Annotated in this window: 17 protein-coding genes, 1 other RNA gene and 1 pseudogene; 15 read left to right on the top strand and 4 right to left on the bottom strand. The window is 39.7% G+C overall.

Annotated elements, in window-relative coordinates; translation table 11 throughout:
• Positions 1–259 precede the first annotated feature (259 nt).
• The 6 genes and pseudogenes from MHH70_RS16050 to MHH70_RS16075 form a co-directional block, all read left to right on the top strand.
• Entirely contained in the window at positions 260–1441 is a 1182-nt protein-coding gene (locus MHH70_RS16050) for a phosphoglycerate kinase (protein WP_201261945.1), read from the top strand.
• A gap of 27 nt (positions 1442–1468) precedes the next feature.
• Complete coding sequence (gene tpiA, locus MHH70_RS16055; protein ID WP_066167061.1) at positions 1469–2230, top strand: triose-phosphate isomerase; 762 nt, start codon at positions 1469–1471, stop codon at positions 2228–2230.
• Positions 2223–3761 (top strand): 2,3-bisphosphoglycerate-independent phosphoglycerate mutase, encoded by a 1539-nt coding sequence (gene gpmI / locus MHH70_RS16060; protein WP_342471949.1) that lies wholly within the window; start codon positions 2223–2225, stop codon positions 3759–3761. The genes tpiA and gpmI overlap by 8 nt, the downstream gene beginning before the upstream one ends.
• 25 nt (positions 3762–3786) lie before the next feature.
• On the top strand, positions 3787–5079 hold the full coding sequence (gene eno / locus MHH70_RS16065) for a phosphopyruvate hydratase (RefSeq protein WP_107943267.1): 1293 nt from the start codon (positions 3787–3789) through the stop codon (positions 5077–5079).
• Between the two features lie 106 nt (positions 5080–5185).
• The gene (locus MHH70_RS16070) at positions 5186–5488 is read left to right on the top strand and encodes a hypothetical protein (protein WP_342471950.1); all 303 of its coding nucleotides are present in this window, start codon (positions 5186–5188) and stop codon (positions 5486–5488) included.
• Positions 5489–5648: 160 nt separating this feature from the next.
• Positions 5649–5732, top strand: a pseudogene (locus tag MHH70_RS16075) (diadenosine tetraphosphate hydrolase); the annotation flags it as partial.
• 106 nt (positions 5733–5838) lie between these two features.
• Here MHH70_RS16075 and MHH70_RS16080 read toward each other — a convergent pair.
• From MHH70_RS16080 to MHH70_RS16095, 4 genes are all read right to left on the bottom strand, one after another.
• Positions 5839–6588 (bottom strand): PepSY domain-containing protein, encoded by a 750-nt coding sequence (locus MHH70_RS16080; RefSeq protein WP_342471951.1) that lies wholly within the window; start codon positions 6586–6588, stop codon positions 5839–5841.
• Between the two features lie 90 nt (positions 6589–6678).
• Positions 6679–7260 (bottom strand): PepSY domain-containing protein, encoded by a 582-nt coding sequence (locus MHH70_RS16085; protein WP_342471952.1) that lies wholly within the window; start codon positions 7258–7260, stop codon positions 6679–6681.
• Positions 7253–8599, bottom strand: coding sequence for an ATP-binding protein (locus MHH70_RS16090; RefSeq protein WP_342471953.1), 1347 nt, complete (start codon positions 8597–8599; stop codon positions 7253–7255). Before MHH70_RS16090 ends, MHH70_RS16085 begins: the two co-directional genes overlap by 8 nt.
• Complete coding sequence (locus tag MHH70_RS16095; RefSeq protein ID WP_342473221.1) at positions 8586–9275, bottom strand: response regulator transcription factor; 690 nt, start codon at positions 9273–9275, stop codon at positions 8586–8588. The genes MHH70_RS16090 and MHH70_RS16095 overlap by 14 nt, the downstream gene beginning before the upstream one ends.
• Positions 9276–9705: 430 nt before the next feature.
• On the opposite strand from MHH70_RS16095, the gene secG reads away from it, so the two are divergent.
• The 9 genes from secG to MHH70_RS16140 all read left to right on the top strand — a co-directional run bounded on the left by secG (position 9706) and on the right by MHH70_RS16140 (position 17763).
• A complete protein-coding gene (gene secG, locus MHH70_RS16100) occupies positions 9706–9933 on the top strand; it encodes a preprotein translocase subunit SecG (protein ID WP_066167045.1) in 228 nt (75 codons plus the stop codon).
• A gap of 241 nt (positions 9934–10174) precedes the next feature.
• A complete protein-coding gene (locus tag MHH70_RS16105) occupies positions 10175–10924 on the top strand; it encodes a carboxylesterase (RefSeq protein ID WP_342471954.1) in 750 nt (249 codons plus the stop codon).
• A gap of 37 nt (positions 10925–10961) precedes the next feature.
• Entirely contained in the window at positions 10962–13352 is a 2391-nt protein-coding gene (gene rnr, locus MHH70_RS16110; protein ID WP_342473222.1) for a ribonuclease R, read from the top strand.
• Between the two features lie 96 nt (positions 13353–13448).
• Positions 13449–13913: an SsrA-binding protein SmpB gene (gene smpB / locus MHH70_RS16115; RefSeq protein ID WP_066167037.1), complete on the top strand. Its 465-nt coding sequence runs from the start codon at positions 13449–13451 to the stop codon at positions 13911–13913.
• Positions 13914–14260: 347 nt separating this feature from the next.
• Positions 14261–14618: a transfer-messenger RNA gene (gene ssrA / locus MHH70_RS16120) on the top strand.
• A 164-nt stretch (positions 14619–14782) separates the two neighbouring features.
• On the top strand, positions 14783–15757 hold the full coding sequence (locus tag MHH70_RS16125; protein ID WP_342471955.1) for a site-specific integrase: 975 nt from the start codon (positions 14783–14785) through the stop codon (positions 15755–15757).
• An 11-nt stretch (positions 15758–15768) separates the two neighbouring features.
• The gene (locus tag MHH70_RS16130) at positions 15769–15975 is read left to right on the top strand and encodes a hypothetical protein (RefSeq protein WP_342471956.1); all 207 of its coding nucleotides are present in this window, start codon (positions 15769–15771) and stop codon (positions 15973–15975) included.
• A gap of 155 nt (positions 15976–16130) precedes the next feature.
• Complete coding sequence (locus MHH70_RS16135) at positions 16131–16580, top strand: hypothetical protein (RefSeq protein ID WP_342471957.1); 450 nt, start codon at positions 16131–16133, stop codon at positions 16578–16580.
• A 682-nt stretch (positions 16581–17262) separates the two neighbouring features.
• Positions 17263–17763: a hypothetical protein gene (locus MHH70_RS16140; RefSeq protein ID WP_342471958.1), complete on the top strand. Its 501-nt coding sequence runs from the start codon at positions 17263–17265 to the stop codon at positions 17761–17763.
• The last annotated feature ends 29 nt before the right edge of the window (positions 17764–17792 follow it).

Raw genomic sequence — 17792 nt, forward strand, 5'->3', positions numbered from 1 at the left:
TTTTTGTACTAATAGCTTAGTGACAGGTACAATTGTTTCGGCACTGTATTAAAAGAAAGCCCTCTTTATTTTAATGAGCAAACATTTTACCAAAACACTACCTGCCAGCGTTCAAAATGCCGGCAACTGCACGGCTTTTTGGACGCTAGCCGAATTTTCATTTTTCGTTCATATTTAGTTCGTAAATGGCAAGACATTGAATGTAACTTTTGCTACTATAAAACTAAGTGCGCTAAAAGTTGAAGGGAGCTTTTTTATGTTGAGTAAAAAGACGATGAAGGATATTAATATAAAAGGGAAGCGTGTCTTTGTACGTGTTGATTTTAACGTGCCTATGGAAGATAGTCGCATTACAGATGATACGCGTATTCGCGCGGCATTACCGACAATTCAATATTTAGTTGAGCAAGGTGCAAAAGTTATTTTAGCATCGCATTTAGGTCGCCCTAAAGGGGAGATAAATGAGGAAATGCGTCTAACAGCAGTAGGAACACGCCTAGCACAATTAATTGAGCGTCCTGTAACAAAATTAGACGAATCAATCGGTGAAACGGTAGAAGCGGCGATTGCTAAAATGCAAGAGGGTGATATCGTATTATTAGAAAATGTTCGCTTCCATAAAGGCGAGGAGAAGAACGACCCAGAGTTGGCACAAAGCTTTGCTAAACTAGCTGATGTTTATGTAAATGACGCATTTGGTGCAGCGCACCGTGCACACGCAACGACAGAAGGGATTGCTAAATATATCCCTGCAGTATCAGGTTTTCTAATGGAAAAGGAACTGGATGTCTTAGGGAAGGCTTTATCGAATCCAGAGCGTCCATTTACAGCAATTATCGGCGGTGCGAAGGTAAAGGATAAAATCGGTGTAATCGAAAATTTATTAGAAAAAGTAGACCACTTAATTATTGGTGGCGGTCTATCGTTTACATTTATTAAAGCTCTAGGGCATGATATCGGAAACTCTTTACTAGAAGAAGATAAAATCGAGCTAGCGAAAAGCTTTATTGATAAGGCGAAGGAAAAAGGCGTGCAATTACATATGCCGATTGATGCTGTTGTAGCAGATGCATTTTCAAAGGATGCAGCTACTCAGGTAGTAGATATTGATGCAATTCCAGCAGGCTGGATGGGACTTGATATTGGACCAAAAACAGCGGCAAGCTACGCAGATGTTATTGCAAATTCAAAACTAATTATTTGGAATGGGCCAATGGGCGTATTCGAAATGGAAAAATTCGCAAACGGTACAAAAACAGTTGCAAACGCAATGGCTGCAACAGAGGGCTACACTGTAATTGGTGGCGGCGATTCGGCAGCAGCTGTTGAAAAATTCGAAGTAGCAAGCCAGATGAATCATATTTCAACAGGTGGCGGTGCAAGCTTAGAGTTGATGGAAGGTAAGGAACTTCCAGGTATCGTCGCGTTAAATGATAAATAAAATAACTTATTTATTGGAGGCAAAAAGATGCGTAAACCAATTATTGCAGGAAACTGGAAAATGTATAAAACATTTGATGAAGCAGTTGAATTTGTAGAAGCACTACAAGATAAAATTCCATCAAGTGATAAAGTGGACGCAGTCGTTTGTGCACCGGCTCTTTATTTGCCAATACTTGTGCAAATTCAGGCTGAGTCAGAGCTAGCAATTGGCGCACAAAATATGCACTTCGAAAATGAAGGTGCATTTACTGGGGAAATAAGCCCAGCACAGCTAGCGAGTGTAGGTGTGGACTATGTAATTTTAGGTCACTCAGAGCGCCGTGAAATGTTTAATGAAACAGACGAAGCAGTTAATAAAAAGGCGCGTGCAGCTCTAGAGCATAGCATTGTACCAATTATTTGCTGTGGTGAAACGCTAGAGGAGCGAGAAGCGGGGCAAACGACAGCGAAAGTGTCAGCACAAATTCGTGCGGCATTGCAAGGCTTTACAGGCGAAGAAGTGGCACATATGGTTATTGCCTATGAGCCAATTTGGGCAATTGGTACAGGGAAAACAGCAACTGCTGATGATGCCAATGAGACATGTGGCGCTATTCGCGCAGTTGTAGAGGAGCTATATGGAAACAACGTAGCGGAGGCAATTCGCATTCAATACGGTGGCTCTGTAAAACCAGATAATATTGTCGAGCTACTTTCTAAGGAACATATCGATGGTGCATTAGTTGGCGGCGCAAGCTTACAGCCCGAATCATATTTAAAATTATTGGAGGCGGGGGCAAATGCCTAAAAAGCCAGTAGCATTAATTATTTTAGACGGCTTTGCGCTACGTGACGAAGTAAAAGGAAACGCAGTGGCGCAGGCAAACAAACCAAACTTTGACCGTTACTGGAACGTCTATCCGCATACGACATTAACAGCAAGTGGTGAGGCGGTAGGCCTGCCAGATGGTCAAATGGGTAATTCAGAGGTTGGACATTTAAACATCGGTGCAGGTCGAATCGTTTATCAAAGCTTAACGCGTATTAATAAGTCTATCCGTGAAGGTGATTTTTTCCGCAATGAGGCACTTTTGCAAGCGGTAGAACATGTGAAAAAGCATGGCTCAAAGTTGCATTTAATGGGGCTTTTATCTGACGGTGGTGTCCATAGCCATTATGAGCATCTTTTTGCATTGCTCAATTTAGCGAAGGCAAATGGAGCCGAGGATGTATACGTGCACGGCTTTTTAGACGGACGTGATGTTGGTCCAACGACTGCGTTAGAATATATTGAGGAAACAGAAAAGCAAATGGCTGAAATCGGCATCGGTTCATTTGCAACAATTCACGGTCGCTATTATGCGATGGACCGTGACAAACGCTGGGAACGTGTGGAACTATCCTATAAAGCATTAGTAGACGGTGTTGGTCAAACAGCGGCAACTGCAAAGGAGGGTGTGTCGTCCTCCTATACGCGTGAAGTTGTTGATGAATTTGTTGTGCCGTTTGTCATTACGAAAGAAGGGCAACCGACTGCGACAGTTGATACGAATGATGCGATTATCTTTTTCAACTTCCGACCAGACCGTGCAATTCAGCTTTCGACAGTATTTACAAATCCAGCATTTAACGGATTTGAGCAATCAGAAAAGCATCCTGAAAATGTGATGTTCGTATCATTCACACATTATAGTGATGAGGTGAATGCACTCGTTGCTTATGAAAACGATAATTTAGTGAATACTGTAGGGGAAGTAATTGCAGCAAATGGCTTAACGCAGCTTCGCATCGCTGAAACTGAAAAATATCCACATGTAACATTTTTCATGAGCGGTGGACGTGAGGACAAATTCCCTGGCGAGGAGCGTATTTTAATTGCTTCTCCGAAAGTAGCAACATATGACTTAAAGCCAGAGATGAGCGCATATGAAGTAACAGATGCCCTGCTTTCCGCAATAGAAGAGGAGCGCTTTGATGCTATCCTATTAAACTTTGCAAATCCGGATATGGTTGGACATAGCGGCTTGCTAGAGCCAACGATAAAGGCAATTGAAGCAGTTGATGAATGCCTCGGTAAAATTGTTGATGCAATTCTTGCAAAAGGTGGCGCAGCAATTATTACGGCTGACCACGGTAATTCAGATGAGGTAATTACACTGAATGATTTACCGATGACAGCTCATACAACAAATCCTGTTCCAGTTATTGTGACACAGAGAGATATAGTGCTTGAGCAAAACGGCATTTTAGCAGACCTTGCGCCAACAATGCTAGCGCTTCTCGAAGTGGAGCAACCAGCTGAAATGACAGGGAAGTCATTAATGATGACAACAAAATAAGTTTATCCAAAAAGGAGAATGAAACATGCCATTTATTACACAAGTTTATGCTCGCGAAGTATTAGATTCACGCGGTAACCCAACAGTTGAGGTAGAAGTATTTACAGAGTCAGGCGCATTTGGTCGTGCAATCGTACCATCTGGTGCATCAACTGGTGAACATGAGGCAGTTGAATTACGCGACGGCGACACAACACGCTATTTAGGTAAAGGTGTACTAAAAGCGGTTGAAAACGTCAATACAATTATTGCGGAAGCATTAGAGGACAATTTCTCTGTACTAGACCAAGTAGTAGTAGACAAAGCATTAATCGAGCTTGATGGTACAGCAAACAAAGGGAAACTAGGCGCTAACGCTATTTTAGGTGTATCGATGGCGGTTGCTCATGCAGCAGCAAACTATTTAGATATGCCATTATACCAATACTTAGGCGGCTTCAACGCGAAACAATTACCAGTGCCAATGATGAATATTTTAAACGGTGGAGCACACGCGGATAACAACGTCGATATTCAAGAATTTATGGTAATGCCTGTCGGTGCAGAGTCATTCACACATGCACTGCGCATCGGCACTGAAATCTTCCATAGCTTAAAAGCGGTATTAAAAGCAAAAGGCTATAATACGGCTGTTGGTGACGAAGGAGGCTTCGCTCCAAACTTAGGCTCAAACGAAGAAGCAATTACAGTTATTTTAGAAGCTATTGAAAAAGCAGGCTACAAGCCGGGTGAAGAAGTGCGCCTAGCAATGGACGTTGCCTCTTCAGAGCTATTCAATAAAGAAGACGGCAAATATCACTTAGATGGAGAAGGCGTCGTTAAAACATCGGAAGAAATGGTTGACTGGTACGAGGAATTAACAGCAAAATACCCAATCATCTCAATTGAAGACGGCTTAGACGAAAACGACTGGGCTGGTCATAAATTATTAACAGAGCGCATCGGCAACCGCGTACAGCTTGTAGGTGACGATTTATTCGTAACAAACACAGAAAAGCTTTCTCGCGGTATCGAGGAAGGCGTAGGCAACTCTATTTTAATTAAAGTAAACCAAATCGGTACGTTAACAGAAACATTTGATGCAATCGAAATGGCAAAACGCGCAGGCTACACAGCAGTTATCTCTCACCGTTCTGGTGAATCAGAGGATGCAACAATTGCAGACATCGCTGTTGCAACAAACGCTGGTCAAATTAAAACAGGTGCACCATCTCGTACAGACCGCGTAGCAAAATACAACCAATTACTACGCATCGAAGACCAACTAGATGCAACTGCACAATATTTAGGCTTAGATACGTTTTATAATTTAAAATAAAATGAAAAGGGCGGTCGAGAAAGCGGGGAACACCTGCATTTCCCGACTGCCCTGTTTTGTATTTATAGAAAAATTCAGCTCAATTGCAGTAGGAAGGGAAATGCCGATGAAGAAGATTACTTTATCAAATGGAAAAATAGTTGAAGTCGAATGTTTAAGCTGCGCATTAACAAGCGGGGCCGTTAAGCCAGATGGAGGAACTGTAATTGAAACAGCATATTTTCATGCTCATCAAGATGTCGCGTATCCAATAAAAGGATTAATTATAGTAGTCTCTAAAAGACATATAAAGTGTTTTGATGAATTGACTGAGGATGAAAAGGTTGATTATATAAATATTTTGACAAAAATCAGAGCGGCGCAAAGGAAGGTTTTAACGTCTTTCAGCAGAAGCCTTCCACCTCTTTAGATGGTGAGATGAATGCAAGTATAAGACCGATTTCAGCGGGTGCCAAACACTCGCTGAAAGAAGTTAAAGCCTCCGGCGGATGTCAGGGATTTTGAAAGGAGTCAATCGTCCAAGTACAATTCAAAATCCCGACACAATTACGCCGAGGCGTAATTGATATATAGAACATGTGTATTATTTCTACAATGAAGATACAACACATCATTTCCATACATGGATGGTACCTCGCTATGAATGGATGCAATTCAGAAACTAACAAAAGAACTTCAAATTCTATAGAAGAACAAATTTTTAAAAAGGAGCTATCAGGAAGGTAAAACCCTCCCGACAGCTCCTTTATATATGAAATGTTAATCATCAATGCTATATTCTAAAATTTTCCCAGTTTGAGCATCAATTTCGAACTCATGCTCAATATGACCATCTCTAATTTCGATTTCATATACGTACAGACCATCATCTTTATCGAGCTTAGTTTTTATTACGCGACCGGATGCTTGCTTTTGTGCAATCGCAATAGCTTGCTCTGATGAAATCAAGTTGCCTGGCTTAGCATACGAATAATCATCATTGTCATTTTTATAAGAAATGTTTTTATTATCCCATTTCGTATGATTTAAAATTGCGCCTGTTTGTGCATCAATATTAAATTCGTTTGCGATGCTACCATCACGAACGATAATTTCATAAACACCATCGTCTAGCTTCGCTTTTGTGACGTTACCAGAAGCTTGCTTTAGCGCAATATCCATTGCCTGCTGCTTTGTCATTATATTTGCAGAAGTTTTACTAGTTTGTTGTTTTACTGTATTTAATGTTTCACGCTCAACAACAGTTAATGAGCCTGTTTTCGCATTTACTTCAAGTTCTAGCTTTTCCGTCGCTGTTTTGATTTCGATTTCATAATGTGGGATATTATCGTCATTGTCATAATCAAAATCAATAATTTGACCATCAAATTGCTTTAAGGCGATATTTTTAGCTTCCTGTGCTGTAATAGCATTTGATTTTTCTGCTGAGCCTGTTAAATCCTTTTGAGCAAAAAGATAGCCAACTAATATTCCCGCAAATACAGTCGGGATAATCCAATATTTTTTCATTTCAAGTTCACTCCTCAAATTAGTTATAGCTTAATTATAAAAAGTGAAAATGAGATGACTATTAGAGAAAGATTAGAATTTGATGAGAATTTAATCATCAAACTCTACAGATAGAATTTTTCCTGTAATTGCATGAATAATAAATGTCGTTTCATAATCACCATGCTCAATATCGATTTCATATATGCCCCCATCATCGGTCTTTTTAAAATCAACATTATCTACGACACCAGCCTGTTCCTTTAAGGCAATTTGGATAGCCTGCTGCTCGGAAATTAGGTAGTTTTTATTCTGATTATTATTTTGCTCAGGCTTTGCCACTTGCTGCTCCGAAGGTTTTGACTCGCTTTCTTCCTCTGCTAAATTCTCTTGGGCAACCTCTTTATCATCAGTTTGTCCTACAAATTGATGTACTATTGCTAAATTAGAAGGACGACTATTTTCTAAGTTGATATTTACCTGATAGATGCCCTCTTGTGTTGCAAAGGAAACAACTGCAATATCCTCCTGCATGACAATTGATTTCACTTCACCCGCATAGAGCTTGTCGATATGAGCCTGCACATCCGCCTCACTTAACGGTTGCTTTTGGTTAACACTATTTAACCGAGTAAATAATACGTAACTAATGATACATGTAGCAATCAGTATTACAATCATTTTCTTATTCACGTATTATCACTTCCTTAGCTGAAATTGTAATAGTTGTACCAACACCAACTGTACTGTTAACTTCTATATCAAGATTGAGTAAATCTGCAAGCTCTTTGGCAATTGCTAAGCCGAGCCCCGTACCACCAGTTTTGCGACTACGTGCTTTATCAACACGATAAAAGCGTTCGAATAAATGTGGCAAATCTTTTTTGGGGATGCCTTGACCCTCATCTTGAATAATTATTTGCTTTGTAGGCTTCATCGTAATTATTATTGGCTGCTCACTATATTTTCGGGCATTATCAACGAAAATATAGAGAAGCTGTTTTAATTTTACTGCATCTGTTGTCAATATAAAGTTCTGTCCCTGTATGCGAACTTCACGTGCATAAGCCTGCTGCATCGTCGCTGTGATTTCCTGTAACAGTGGCTCTATATGTGTAGTAGCTAAATTAATCTCGATAGTTTCATTGACAGAGGCAAGCTGTAGCATTTGTGTAATCATATCCTGCATATTCGCAGTTTCCTTTGTAATCGCAGTTAAAGCCTCATAAGCAACTTGCTCATTTTGAAAGCCACGACGTTGTAACAGCTTTGCGTAGCTTTCGATAACAGTTAGCGGTGTTTTCAGCTCATGCGAGGCATTGCCAACAAATTGTTGCTGCTTCATATAGTTGTCCTCTAAACGATGCATCAAGGCATTATAGGTAGTCGTCATTTCAGCAATCTCATCTTTTTTATTTTCCTTTAAAGGTAGCTGCTCATAGCGATTTGTCTTAATATTTTGTTGCATCGTTGTCGTTAGCTGCTGAATAGGCTTGGCAATCACTCCCGCTAAGACAGAGCTTGCTAAATAAATAGGTACAATGGCGATAAGTGCCATCGCGATTAAAATCCATTTTAACAACGCGATATTTTGCGCAATACCGTATAATGGTTCAACCAATTCTAGTGTAACAATCTCCCCGGTTGGCCAAAGTAGAGGGTAGTTCATCGAAATAACAGGCGTATCTTTCCAAGAGGAAATGGTATAATCAGCGCCCTTTTCTAATGTGAAAGGGATGCGCTCCACTGTTGTCGTTGCCTGCATATAAATAAGCTGCTTGTCGTTTTCATCGACAATGCGCAAAGCACCATTAGATGGGATATAAGCACGTAGAAAGGAGCTAATATCTATGCTTGTATCCACTTTACTAATCGTACTCATTAATTCATCAGCACGATTTTGTAGCTGTGTATATTCCGTTTGAAAGGCGAACTGCTTGTAAACAAGAAAAATACTAGTAAAGCTCGTTGCCATAATAAGTAGCGTCAGCAATGTCGAAAATAAATTAATTTTCGTTTTAAGCTTCATCATTTACTACCTTCAATACATAGCCCACACCGCGTACAGTATGTATAAGCGATGTGCCAGTCGCATCGATTTTTTGGCGCAAATATCGAACATAGACATCAACAACATTTGTATCACCATAATATTCATAGCCCCATACGGCATTTAAAATTTGCTCTCTACTTTGTACGTGCTGGGGATGCTTCAAAAAATGTACTAATAAATCGTATTCGCGCGGTGTTAAATGAATCGCTTGTCCTGCACGTATCACTTCTCGCGTTTGTTCATTCAGCGACAAATCCGCAAAGCATAGCTCATCCTGCTGCATTTGTGCCATAGGAGATACCCTTAACGCCGCCCGAATACGAGCGAGTAGTTCCTCGAAATCAAAGGGCTTTGTCACATAATCATTCGCACCTAAATCAAGACCCGTCACTTTATCTTGTACAAGCCCTTTTGCTGTTAATAAAATTACAGGTGTAATGTCCTTTTTACGAATGCGTTGTAACACTTCGAAGCCATTCATCTCTGGTAGCATGACATCAAGTAGTACTAAATCCCAATGCTCCTCGCGATACGCAATTAATCCTTCAGTTCCTGTATAAGCGGCTTTCGTTACGTAGCCTTCAAATTCAAGCTCCAGTTGCAGAACTCGTGCAATTTGCGGCTCATCCTCTATAATTAAAATTTTTTGCACGATTAGGACCTCCAATCTTATCATTATCCTAGTAGATAAAAAACATAGATGCAAGTAGGTTAAAATATTAGGTGTGTTGATTATGTAAATAATGTATATTAATTAGCGTATTTTATAGGGGAAATGCTTTTTTCATAGGCATACGCTCGTTGATTGGAGTGGAGGGGGCGACTCCATCGGGACAAAAGTGTAGGGAGGCTAAGGTCGCCACGTCCTGTGGCAACGCCTCCATGACCAACATCGTGTTGGCTCCAAGCTGAAAATCCATTTATTTCGGCGAATGCCGAAATAAATTAGTTGAAGCCACACCCCGAGGAAAGCGTCCCCCGCAACGGAAATCAACACGCCTGTTAAAATATTTCACATTGTCATACAGTGAAGCATTTGGTATAATGTAGTTTGTTGCAATGTTTGGGATGCAGGAGGTGGACGTATGCATACGTTATTATTAACTTTACTTATTATCGTTTCGATTGCTTTAATTGCTGCTGTATTATTACAATCAGGTAAAAGTGCAGGTTTATCAGGGGCCATCTCTGGTGGAGCAGAGCAACTTTTCGGCAAACAAAAAGCGCGTGGGATGGATTTAATTTTACATCGCACAACAATCGTTTTAGCTGTAATTTTCTTTCTTTTAGCATTAGCGATTACAAAAATTTAATTAGTATAAGACAAAACTGCCCTATAAGTGTGAAAGCTTATGAGGCAGTTTTTTTATTTCATTTGAGCAATTGAAAAGCCGATTGAATAGGGCAAGCGTCAATAAAATATGAGAAATCGCCAATAGAATCAAAAAAACTGTAAACAATAAAAGAAAAACTCGATTTTTCGCCATCATTGGTTGTTTTACTTTATAATGTAAAATAGACGGGTAATTGTTGAAAAGTATGGAGGTAAGACAAATGAAATTAACACAGCCAAAACCATTTTTCTTTCAAGCAGGGAAGCGAGCTGTATTGCTATTACATGGCTTTACTGGTACTTCCGCTGATGTACGCATGCTTGGGCGCTTTTTAGAAAAAAGAGGCTACACTTCTCATGCGCCACATTATAGAGGGCATGGTGTGCCACCAGAGGAGCTACTCGTTTCGAATCCAAAGCAGTGGTGGCAGGATGTGCAGGACGGCTATCAATTTTTAAAGGAACAGGGCTATGAAGAAATAGCGGTTGCGGGACTATCCCTTGGAGGTGTTTTTTCATTAAAGCTGGCGATGAGCTTCCCAGTAAAAGGTATCGTGACAATGTGTTCACCGATGACGATGCGCACATTAGATATTATGTTTGATGGTGTGCTAGACTATGCAAAACAATATAAAAAATATGAAGGAAAAGCTGACGAGCAAATCGAAATAGAATTGCAAGCAATTCGTCATCAGGGCATGCCGTCTTTAAAGGATTTGCAAGGGCTCGTTGACGATGTGTACCGCGAAATTGATATGATTTATGCACCGATTTTCGTCGTGCAAGCAACAAAAGATGACGTAATTAATCCAGATTCCGCGAATATGATTTACGAAGGTGTGGAATCCTTAAAGAAATCGATTAAATGGTATGACAATTCAGGACATGTCATTACGCTAGATAAAGAAAAGGAGCAACTGCATGAGGATGTGTACGCCTTTTTACAATCACTTGATTGGCATGTTGAATAATGGAAATAGAGATGTTTGTTAGTAGGGAGGGACAATGATGACGCAAAATAATGATTTACAACAGCGCTTGCTAGAGCTGATGAAAAAGTCTGAGTACAAGCCAATGACTGTTTCAGAAATTGAAGACACCTTTGAAATGATTGAAGCAGATGAATTTAAAGAGCTTGTAAAAACTTTAGTCAAAATGGAAGCACAGGGCTATATAGTGCGCTCGCGCTCCAATCGCTACGGTTTACCTGAGCGCATGAATTTATTACGCGGTCGCTTTATCGGACATGCAAAAGGTTTCGGCTTTGTAACGCCAGAGGAAGAAGGCATGGATGATATTTTTATCCCGCCATATGAAATTAATGGCGCGTTAAATGGCGATACCGTATTAGTTCGTGTGTTAAATGAATCAGCGGGAGACCGCCGTGAAGGAACGGTAACTAAAATTGTTGAGCGTAGCAAAACGACTTTTGTCGGCACATACCAAGCGAACCGTGGCTTTGGCTTCGTCATACCTGACGATAAAAAATTAAATATGGACATTTATGTTGCAAAAGAGGATACACTCGGCGCAGTAGATGGACATAAAGTCGTGGTGGAAGTAACATCATGGCCAGATGAAATCAAATCAGCTTCAGGCATGATTACGAAAATATTAGGCCATAAAAACGACCCAGGTGTCGATATTTTATCAATTCTTTATAAATATGATATTCCACCTGAATTTCCACGCGAAGTAGTAGATGCAGCAGGACAAGTACCTGACGAAGTGGTGGAGCAGGATTTAATTGGACGTCGCGACCTGCGCAATGAAACAATTGTAACGATTGATGGAGCGGATGCGAAGGATTTAGATGATGCCGTAACGGTAACGAAAAATGCGGATGGCACATACAAGCTAGGCGTACACATTGCCGATGTCAGTCATTATGTAACAGAGGGCTCACTTTTAGACCAAGAGGCATATGACCGTGCGACCTCTGTTTATTTAACAGACCGTGTTATTCCGATGATTCCGCACCGTCTATCAAATGGCATTTGCTCGCTTAACCCACAAGTAGACCGCTTAACGCTGTCTTGTGAAATGATTATTGATGGTAGCGGTCAAGTTGTGCAACATGAAATTTTCCAGAGCGTAATTAACACGACCGAGCGTATGACTTATTCTGACGTTTATAAAATATTAGAGGAGCCAGATGAGCATCCAGAAGTAGTGACACGCTATGAGCAGCTTGTGCCGATGTTCCAGCAAATGGCGGAGCTTGCATCGATTTTACGCAGAAAACGCATGGGGCGCGGAGCTATCGACTTTGATTTCAAGGAGTCAAAGGTGCTAGTGGACGAGGAAGGCTGGCCAACTGATATTGTGTTACGTGAGCGCACAGTGGCGGAGCGCTTAATCGAGGAATTTATGCTTGCGGCAAACGAAACGATTGCAGAGCATTTCCACTGGATGGAGTTACCTTTCCTTTATCGTATACATGAGGACCCTAAGCCTGAAAAATTACAGCGCTTCTTCGAGTTTGTAACGAATTTTGGGTTAGTTGTTAAAGGAACAGGTAATTCAGTACATCCGAAGGCATTACAGGAAATTATTCGCTCAATTGAAGGTATGCCTGAGGAGCCTGTTATTTCAACGATGCTATTGCGCTCGTTACAGCAGGCAAAATATTATCCAGAATCGCTAGGGCATTTCGGCTTATCGACAGATTATTATACGCACTTCACATCGCCGATTCGCCGCTACCCAGATTTAATTGTGCATCGCTTAATTCGCACATACTTAATTAATGGCGATACATCGAAGGAAACGATATTGAAATGGCAGCAGGCAATGGATGAAATTGCTGACCATACGTCAGAGCGTGAGCGCCGTGCTGTTGAGGCAGAGCGCGACACCGACTCGCTGAAAAAGGCACAATTTATGTCTGATAAAATTGGTGAGGAATTTGTTGGTATGGTATCATCGTTAACAAACTTCGGCATGTTTGTGGAGCTACCAAATACGGTAGAGGGACTTGTCCATATTAGCAATATGACCGATGATTATTACCGTTTCGATGACCGCCATATGGTATTAATCGGTGAGCGCACAGGGCGTGGCTTCCATATTGGTGATGAAATAACAGTGCGTGTGGCAAACGTAGTCATCGAAGAATCCTCCATCGACTTTGAAGTTGTTGGCATGGTGACATCCTATGGTGGACGCTCACGCAAAGTTGTACCAAAGGTTATCCATGCAGGGCGCAGCGAAAAGAAACGTGGCGAACGCTCAGAACGACGCGACAACAGAAAGCGTAGCGACGAACGTCCAAGTCGCAGAAAAGGGAAAACAGATGAGCGTGACCCGCGCGGTCGCCGTAAAGACGGCAAAACAAAGGACAAACCAAAATTCTACGAGGGCATCGCCAAAAAAGGCAAAAAGAAAAAGAAAAGATAATAAAGGGGACCGCTAGCCGCGCTCACAATGCCGGCTAGCACAACCTGAGATGAGAAGGAGCTGCTTATTCGAGTAGCTCGCTGTGAGGTGTAACAAATGGCAAAAGGAACAGGCAAAGTCCTAGCCCAAAACAAAAAAGCAGGACATGATTATTTTATTGAAGAAACATACGAAGCAGGTCTTGTCCTAACAGGCACAGAAATCAAATCAATCCGTGCAGGCAAAGTCCAGCTAAAGGATTCACATATCCGCGTAAGGGGCGGCGAAGCATGGGTATACAACATGCATATCAGCCCATTCGACCAAGGCAACCGCTTCAACCACGACCCACTACGCAACCGCAAGCTATTATTGCACAAAAGGCAAATTAACCAGCTAGTAGGCGCAGTCAAACGCGACGGCTACACAATCGTACCACTAAAAATGTACATTAAAGACGGCTACGCCAAACTGCTAATCGGTCTAGGCAAAGGGAAAAAAGACCACGACAAACGCGACGACCTCCGTAAAAAAGAAGCAAAGCGCGAAATGGAACGCGTCTTCAAGGACCGTCAGCGCTAGAAGGAAGCGTCCAAAATGCCGTGCAACTACACGGCATTTTGGACGCTGTCGGTGGTGCTTTTTTATAGGGTTTATTTTGAATAGTGCGAAGGCTGGTTTTTGAAAGTGGGGGGAAACAGTGAGAATGGCGGGGGAGTTTGATGAAAGTTTTAGCCGGAAAGAAAACGCTGCATCTAGATGTAAAATTAGGCAGCAAAAAAATCAACGCTATCGCTTGCTGTTTGACTATCTTTGTCTTATAATAGGACTACAATGCCAGCGGGCAACTACTCATACGTTGCTCATTTTACAGCCTGCAACCAATTGCAAAGCTGTCCGTACACGGTTTACAAACCGAATAATTATTCGGGGGCGTTACGGATTCGACAGGGGTGGTTCAAGCTCTGGTCGCGCGTCGGAGGTCTCGGCTCCGTCATCAACGGAAGTTATATAATAACTGGCAAACAACAAAACTTAGCTTTCGCAGCGTAAGCTCGTAGGCGCTCTGCCTGTCCATCGCCCATGTGGACTACGTAGGGCTCAACTTTCAGTGGGATACGGTCTGGTGGTGCCGCTTGAGTCACCGACAAGAGATTCCCAAGCTAGCGTGCAGGACGCCTGTCTGTCGGCATAATGCCATGCGAACCGCAAATAGACAAACTACACGCGTAGAAGCCGGCGTATTGGAGCTTCTGGACGCGGGTTCGACTCCCGCCGTCTCCATTTTTTACCAGCCTATAAACGGCGGTATATCAACGATTTTCGAGATTAGGGATATTGAACGGGAGTTGAACTTTTGGGCAATATCCCTATTTTCATCCCTATGGAAAAATAACATATTTGAACGATTCTTAGACCTTCTAATTAAAATAATTGGGAGGTTTTTTTGTATGTCCAGAAGTAGAAAACATGGCGTATTTGCAGTAAGTGGTGATGTAGTAGTTATATCGAGCAAGCAAAAAGAGCTAAGAAAAGACGATAAAGAAATTCAAAAAGCACTTGAAACAGTCTTTCATCAAATGCGTATTGCTGGTAATAGACCACGCACAATTGAAAGCTATGCGTACATTTTTAATCAATTTGTAGAAGTGTGCCATATCGAATATGTAGAGGATATTAATATTGATAAGCTATATCACTATTTGGATGTTTTAGAGGTTACGCCAGCTACTAAATTAATTCGATTAAAATCCATTAAAGCCGTACTAAGTAAATTCTATAACAATGGTTGGATTAAAGACCGTTTTTGGAGCAATATTCAAATTAAAATTGATAAAGAAGTGAAAAAAGGAGCAAAGGAATCAGATATAGATAGACTTCTCCAATTGATTGACCAAACAACATTCATTGGTTTTAGAGATGCTTGTGCAATTAAGTTGATGTACAAATCAGGTATTCGGATTCGCACATTGGGGGAGCTTAGAGAGCGCCATATTGACTTTGAAAATATGTGCTTAAATCTCGATGGCTCAATATTAAAAAATCACAAATTCCTAAAGTTGCCTATTGATATGGAAGTCGTTGAAATGCTTAAAATGTTGATTGAGCTTAATAAAGGCATTCGTACTCATTTCGGCACAGATAATCGCAATGTCTTTATTACACAAAATGGCACATCAATGAATACAAGTAAATCATCAAATTGTGCTATATCTAAGCAGCTTAATAAATATGCGAAGCGATATAATTTAGAAAATATCAATGCTCATGCTATTAGAAGAGCCTATGCAAAGAATTTACATGATAAAGGTGCAAGCATAGCTTTAATCAGCAAAGCACTTGGACATAGTGATTTAGCTGTTACAACGCAATATTTAGACTTAGATGTTGAAGAAGTAGCAAAAGATTTAAGAGATTATTTATAGGAGCTACGCATATGACAATAATCATTAGCACAGAGATAAGTGGGTTTCATGAGATAAGAGCTACCTATAATGAAGAAGCTAAAACAGTTACATTTGAAACATTTATCAATTTATCCATTGGTAAGTCGATTAAGATAGGAGAGGTTACACTATCAAAACAAGAGATATTCATGATGTTAAAGTATTTTTATGATGCAGAGGATAGATTGTCTTTATAGGATGATTGTATAGTTAGATTTTAAATGTTTATGAATTAAATGATGTTAAGGTGTTGGTTGTAAAATCAGCATCTTTTTTTGTTTTTTGATTGGAATTCTTAATTGTTTAATTTACAATATAATTAACTAATGATATGTAATAAGGAGATGGTTTTGTGAATTGGAAAGATAATAAAAATGATAAAAGCAGATATTATGGTGCTGGGAATAAATATATGTTCTTAAAAATCGGAAAACAAGTATATAATGATACAGGTAGAGAGTTTACAAGGTTAACTACGTCAAAAATTTTAAAGGAATATTTAGACGAACATCAATTAGGTTTCTTCAAATTTGGTGTTGATAAAAAAGGCAATAAAACAAAGTTATTTATCTTATTCAGCAATGAGGAAGATACTTTTTATGGTCTTAGAAATGCAGAGGGCGGTCATAAAACAACCGTTAGTATTAATCAAATTGTGGATGATTTAAAAGTGGATGGCATTGACTTACCGCTTGAACGTCTGAAAATAGAGGCTGTTCCTGAAGCAGATAAAGAAAAATTAGGCGTAGATAAAGAAGCGCATTTGTTTGAGGTGATTCTTCCTACAACAGAGAAGGCATAATATGGCTTTCTAAGGCTGTTTTAGTAATAACTACACATAAGTAATAAACCATAATATCATAGGTCATAGATGTAGCCATGCGAGTATAAACGCATGGTTTTTTTACGTTCATGGATTCTATTTATGCGGTTACATCGGTTACACCAGTTACAGCTTTTTTGACTAAAAGGTTTATTAGGATTTTTTTCTTCTCTACATAAAAAAAATAAATTTATATCTTAACTCTAAAAATAGTGTAACCAGTGTAACCGTAATAGATAAATTAATTATATTAAAATTAAGGTAGTAGTTATAAACATTGATATATCAATGTTTATGAAGGGTTTATGTGCTATTTTTAATGAAAAATTAGCGGTTTTTATGTGTAACCAGCATAGCTATTTTTGTAACTGAGAGGGGTAAAAATGTAACCCATGATAGTAAAAATGTAACTGATGCATAATAAAAATTTGAAACTGCGTAAAATTTGGTTGATGGAATTAATAGTTATGTAATAATATGTGTTTGTAAGATTGAAAGAAAGGATGATGATATGGTTAATTTGAATGATTTGGTAAATATAAAAAATTAGAAAGGTGGTTTATTAAAAGATGATGTATATGATTTACTTATAGAAAATATTGAATGTGAATCAGATAAAATAGATAAAAACCAAAATCGGTATGAAATGTGGAAATTCAAATTGCGCTTAATAGATAGAGATTATAGATTAACAAAAAATGTATTAGTCTATGATGAGGCAAGTGTAAATGATATAGGAAAAAATCAGTTAATGTATTTAATAGGATTGCTTGATATTGATTTTGATAATTTGGCAATAAAAGAGTCAGAATTAAAAGATTTTTTAATGGGAAAGTTAAAGGAATTGAAAGTTGTTAGCACCGTCTACACAAAGAATGGGAGGAATGAAGTTGGGTGGCTGTATGGCATGGAAGATAAAGAAAAAGCGTTAGAAAATTTTCATAGAAGGAATCAAGAATTTAAGAAACTTGATAAAGCTGTTGAAAAAATCGAGAAAATTGATGGGGTAGTAAGCGAAATTGAGAAAGTTGATGAGGTTTCACCAAATGAAGCACATCAAGTTTTGGAAAATGAAGTAAAAGTAAATGAGGAGAAAAGCACACAAGCTAATGTAAATGGAACAGATGATATTAATTATACTGATTTTATCAAGTTTGATTAAATATGTTCATGCGAGTGGAGTGTAAGTGC

The sequence above is a fragment of the Metasolibacillus sp. FSL H7-0170 genome (assembly GCF_038593115.1).
Lineage (GTDB): Bacteria > Bacillota > Bacilli > Bacillales_A > Planococcaceae > Metasolibacillus > Metasolibacillus fluoroglycofenilyticus.

Coding starts and splice junctions, on each gene's coding strand:
- tpiA (WP_066167061.1), top strand. CDS start 1,469: ATGCGTAAACCAATTATTGCAGGAAACTGGAAAATGTATAAAACATTT.
- gpmI (WP_342471949.1), top strand. CDS start 2,223: ATGCCTAAAAAGCCAGTAGCATTAATTATTTTAGACGGCTTTGCGCTA.
- eno (WP_107943267.1), top strand. CDS start 3,787: ATGCCATTTATTACACAAGTTTATGCTCGCGAAGTATTAGATTCACGC.
- MHH70_RS16070 (WP_342471950.1), top strand. CDS start 5,186: ATGAAGAAGATTACTTTATCAAATGGAAAAATAGTTGAAGTCGAATGT.
- MHH70_RS16080 (WP_342471951.1), bottom strand. CDS start 6,588: ATGAAAAAATATTGGATTATCCCGACTGTATTTGCGGGAATATTAGTT.
- MHH70_RS16090 (WP_342471953.1), bottom strand. CDS start 8,599: ATGATGAAGCTTAAAACGAAAATTAATTTATTTTCGACATTGCTGACG.
- secG (WP_066167045.1), top strand. CDS start 9,706: ATGCATACGTTATTATTAACTTTACTTATTATCGTTTCGATTGCTTTA.
- MHH70_RS16105 (WP_342471954.1), top strand. CDS start 10,175: ATGAAATTAACACAGCCAAAACCATTTTTCTTTCAAGCAGGGAAGCGA.
- rnr (WP_342473222.1), top strand. CDS start 10,962: ATGACGCAAAATAATGATTTACAACAGCGCTTGCTAGAGCTGATGAAA.
- smpB (WP_066167037.1), top strand. CDS start 13,449: ATGGCAAAAGGAACAGGCAAAGTCCTAGCCCAAAACAAAAAAGCAGGA.
- MHH70_RS16125 (WP_342471955.1), top strand. CDS start 14,783: ATGTCCAGAAGTAGAAAACATGGCGTATTTGCAGTAAGTGGTGATGTA.
- MHH70_RS16130 (WP_342471956.1), top strand. CDS start 15,769: ATGACAATAATCATTAGCACAGAGATAAGTGGGTTTCATGAGATAAGA.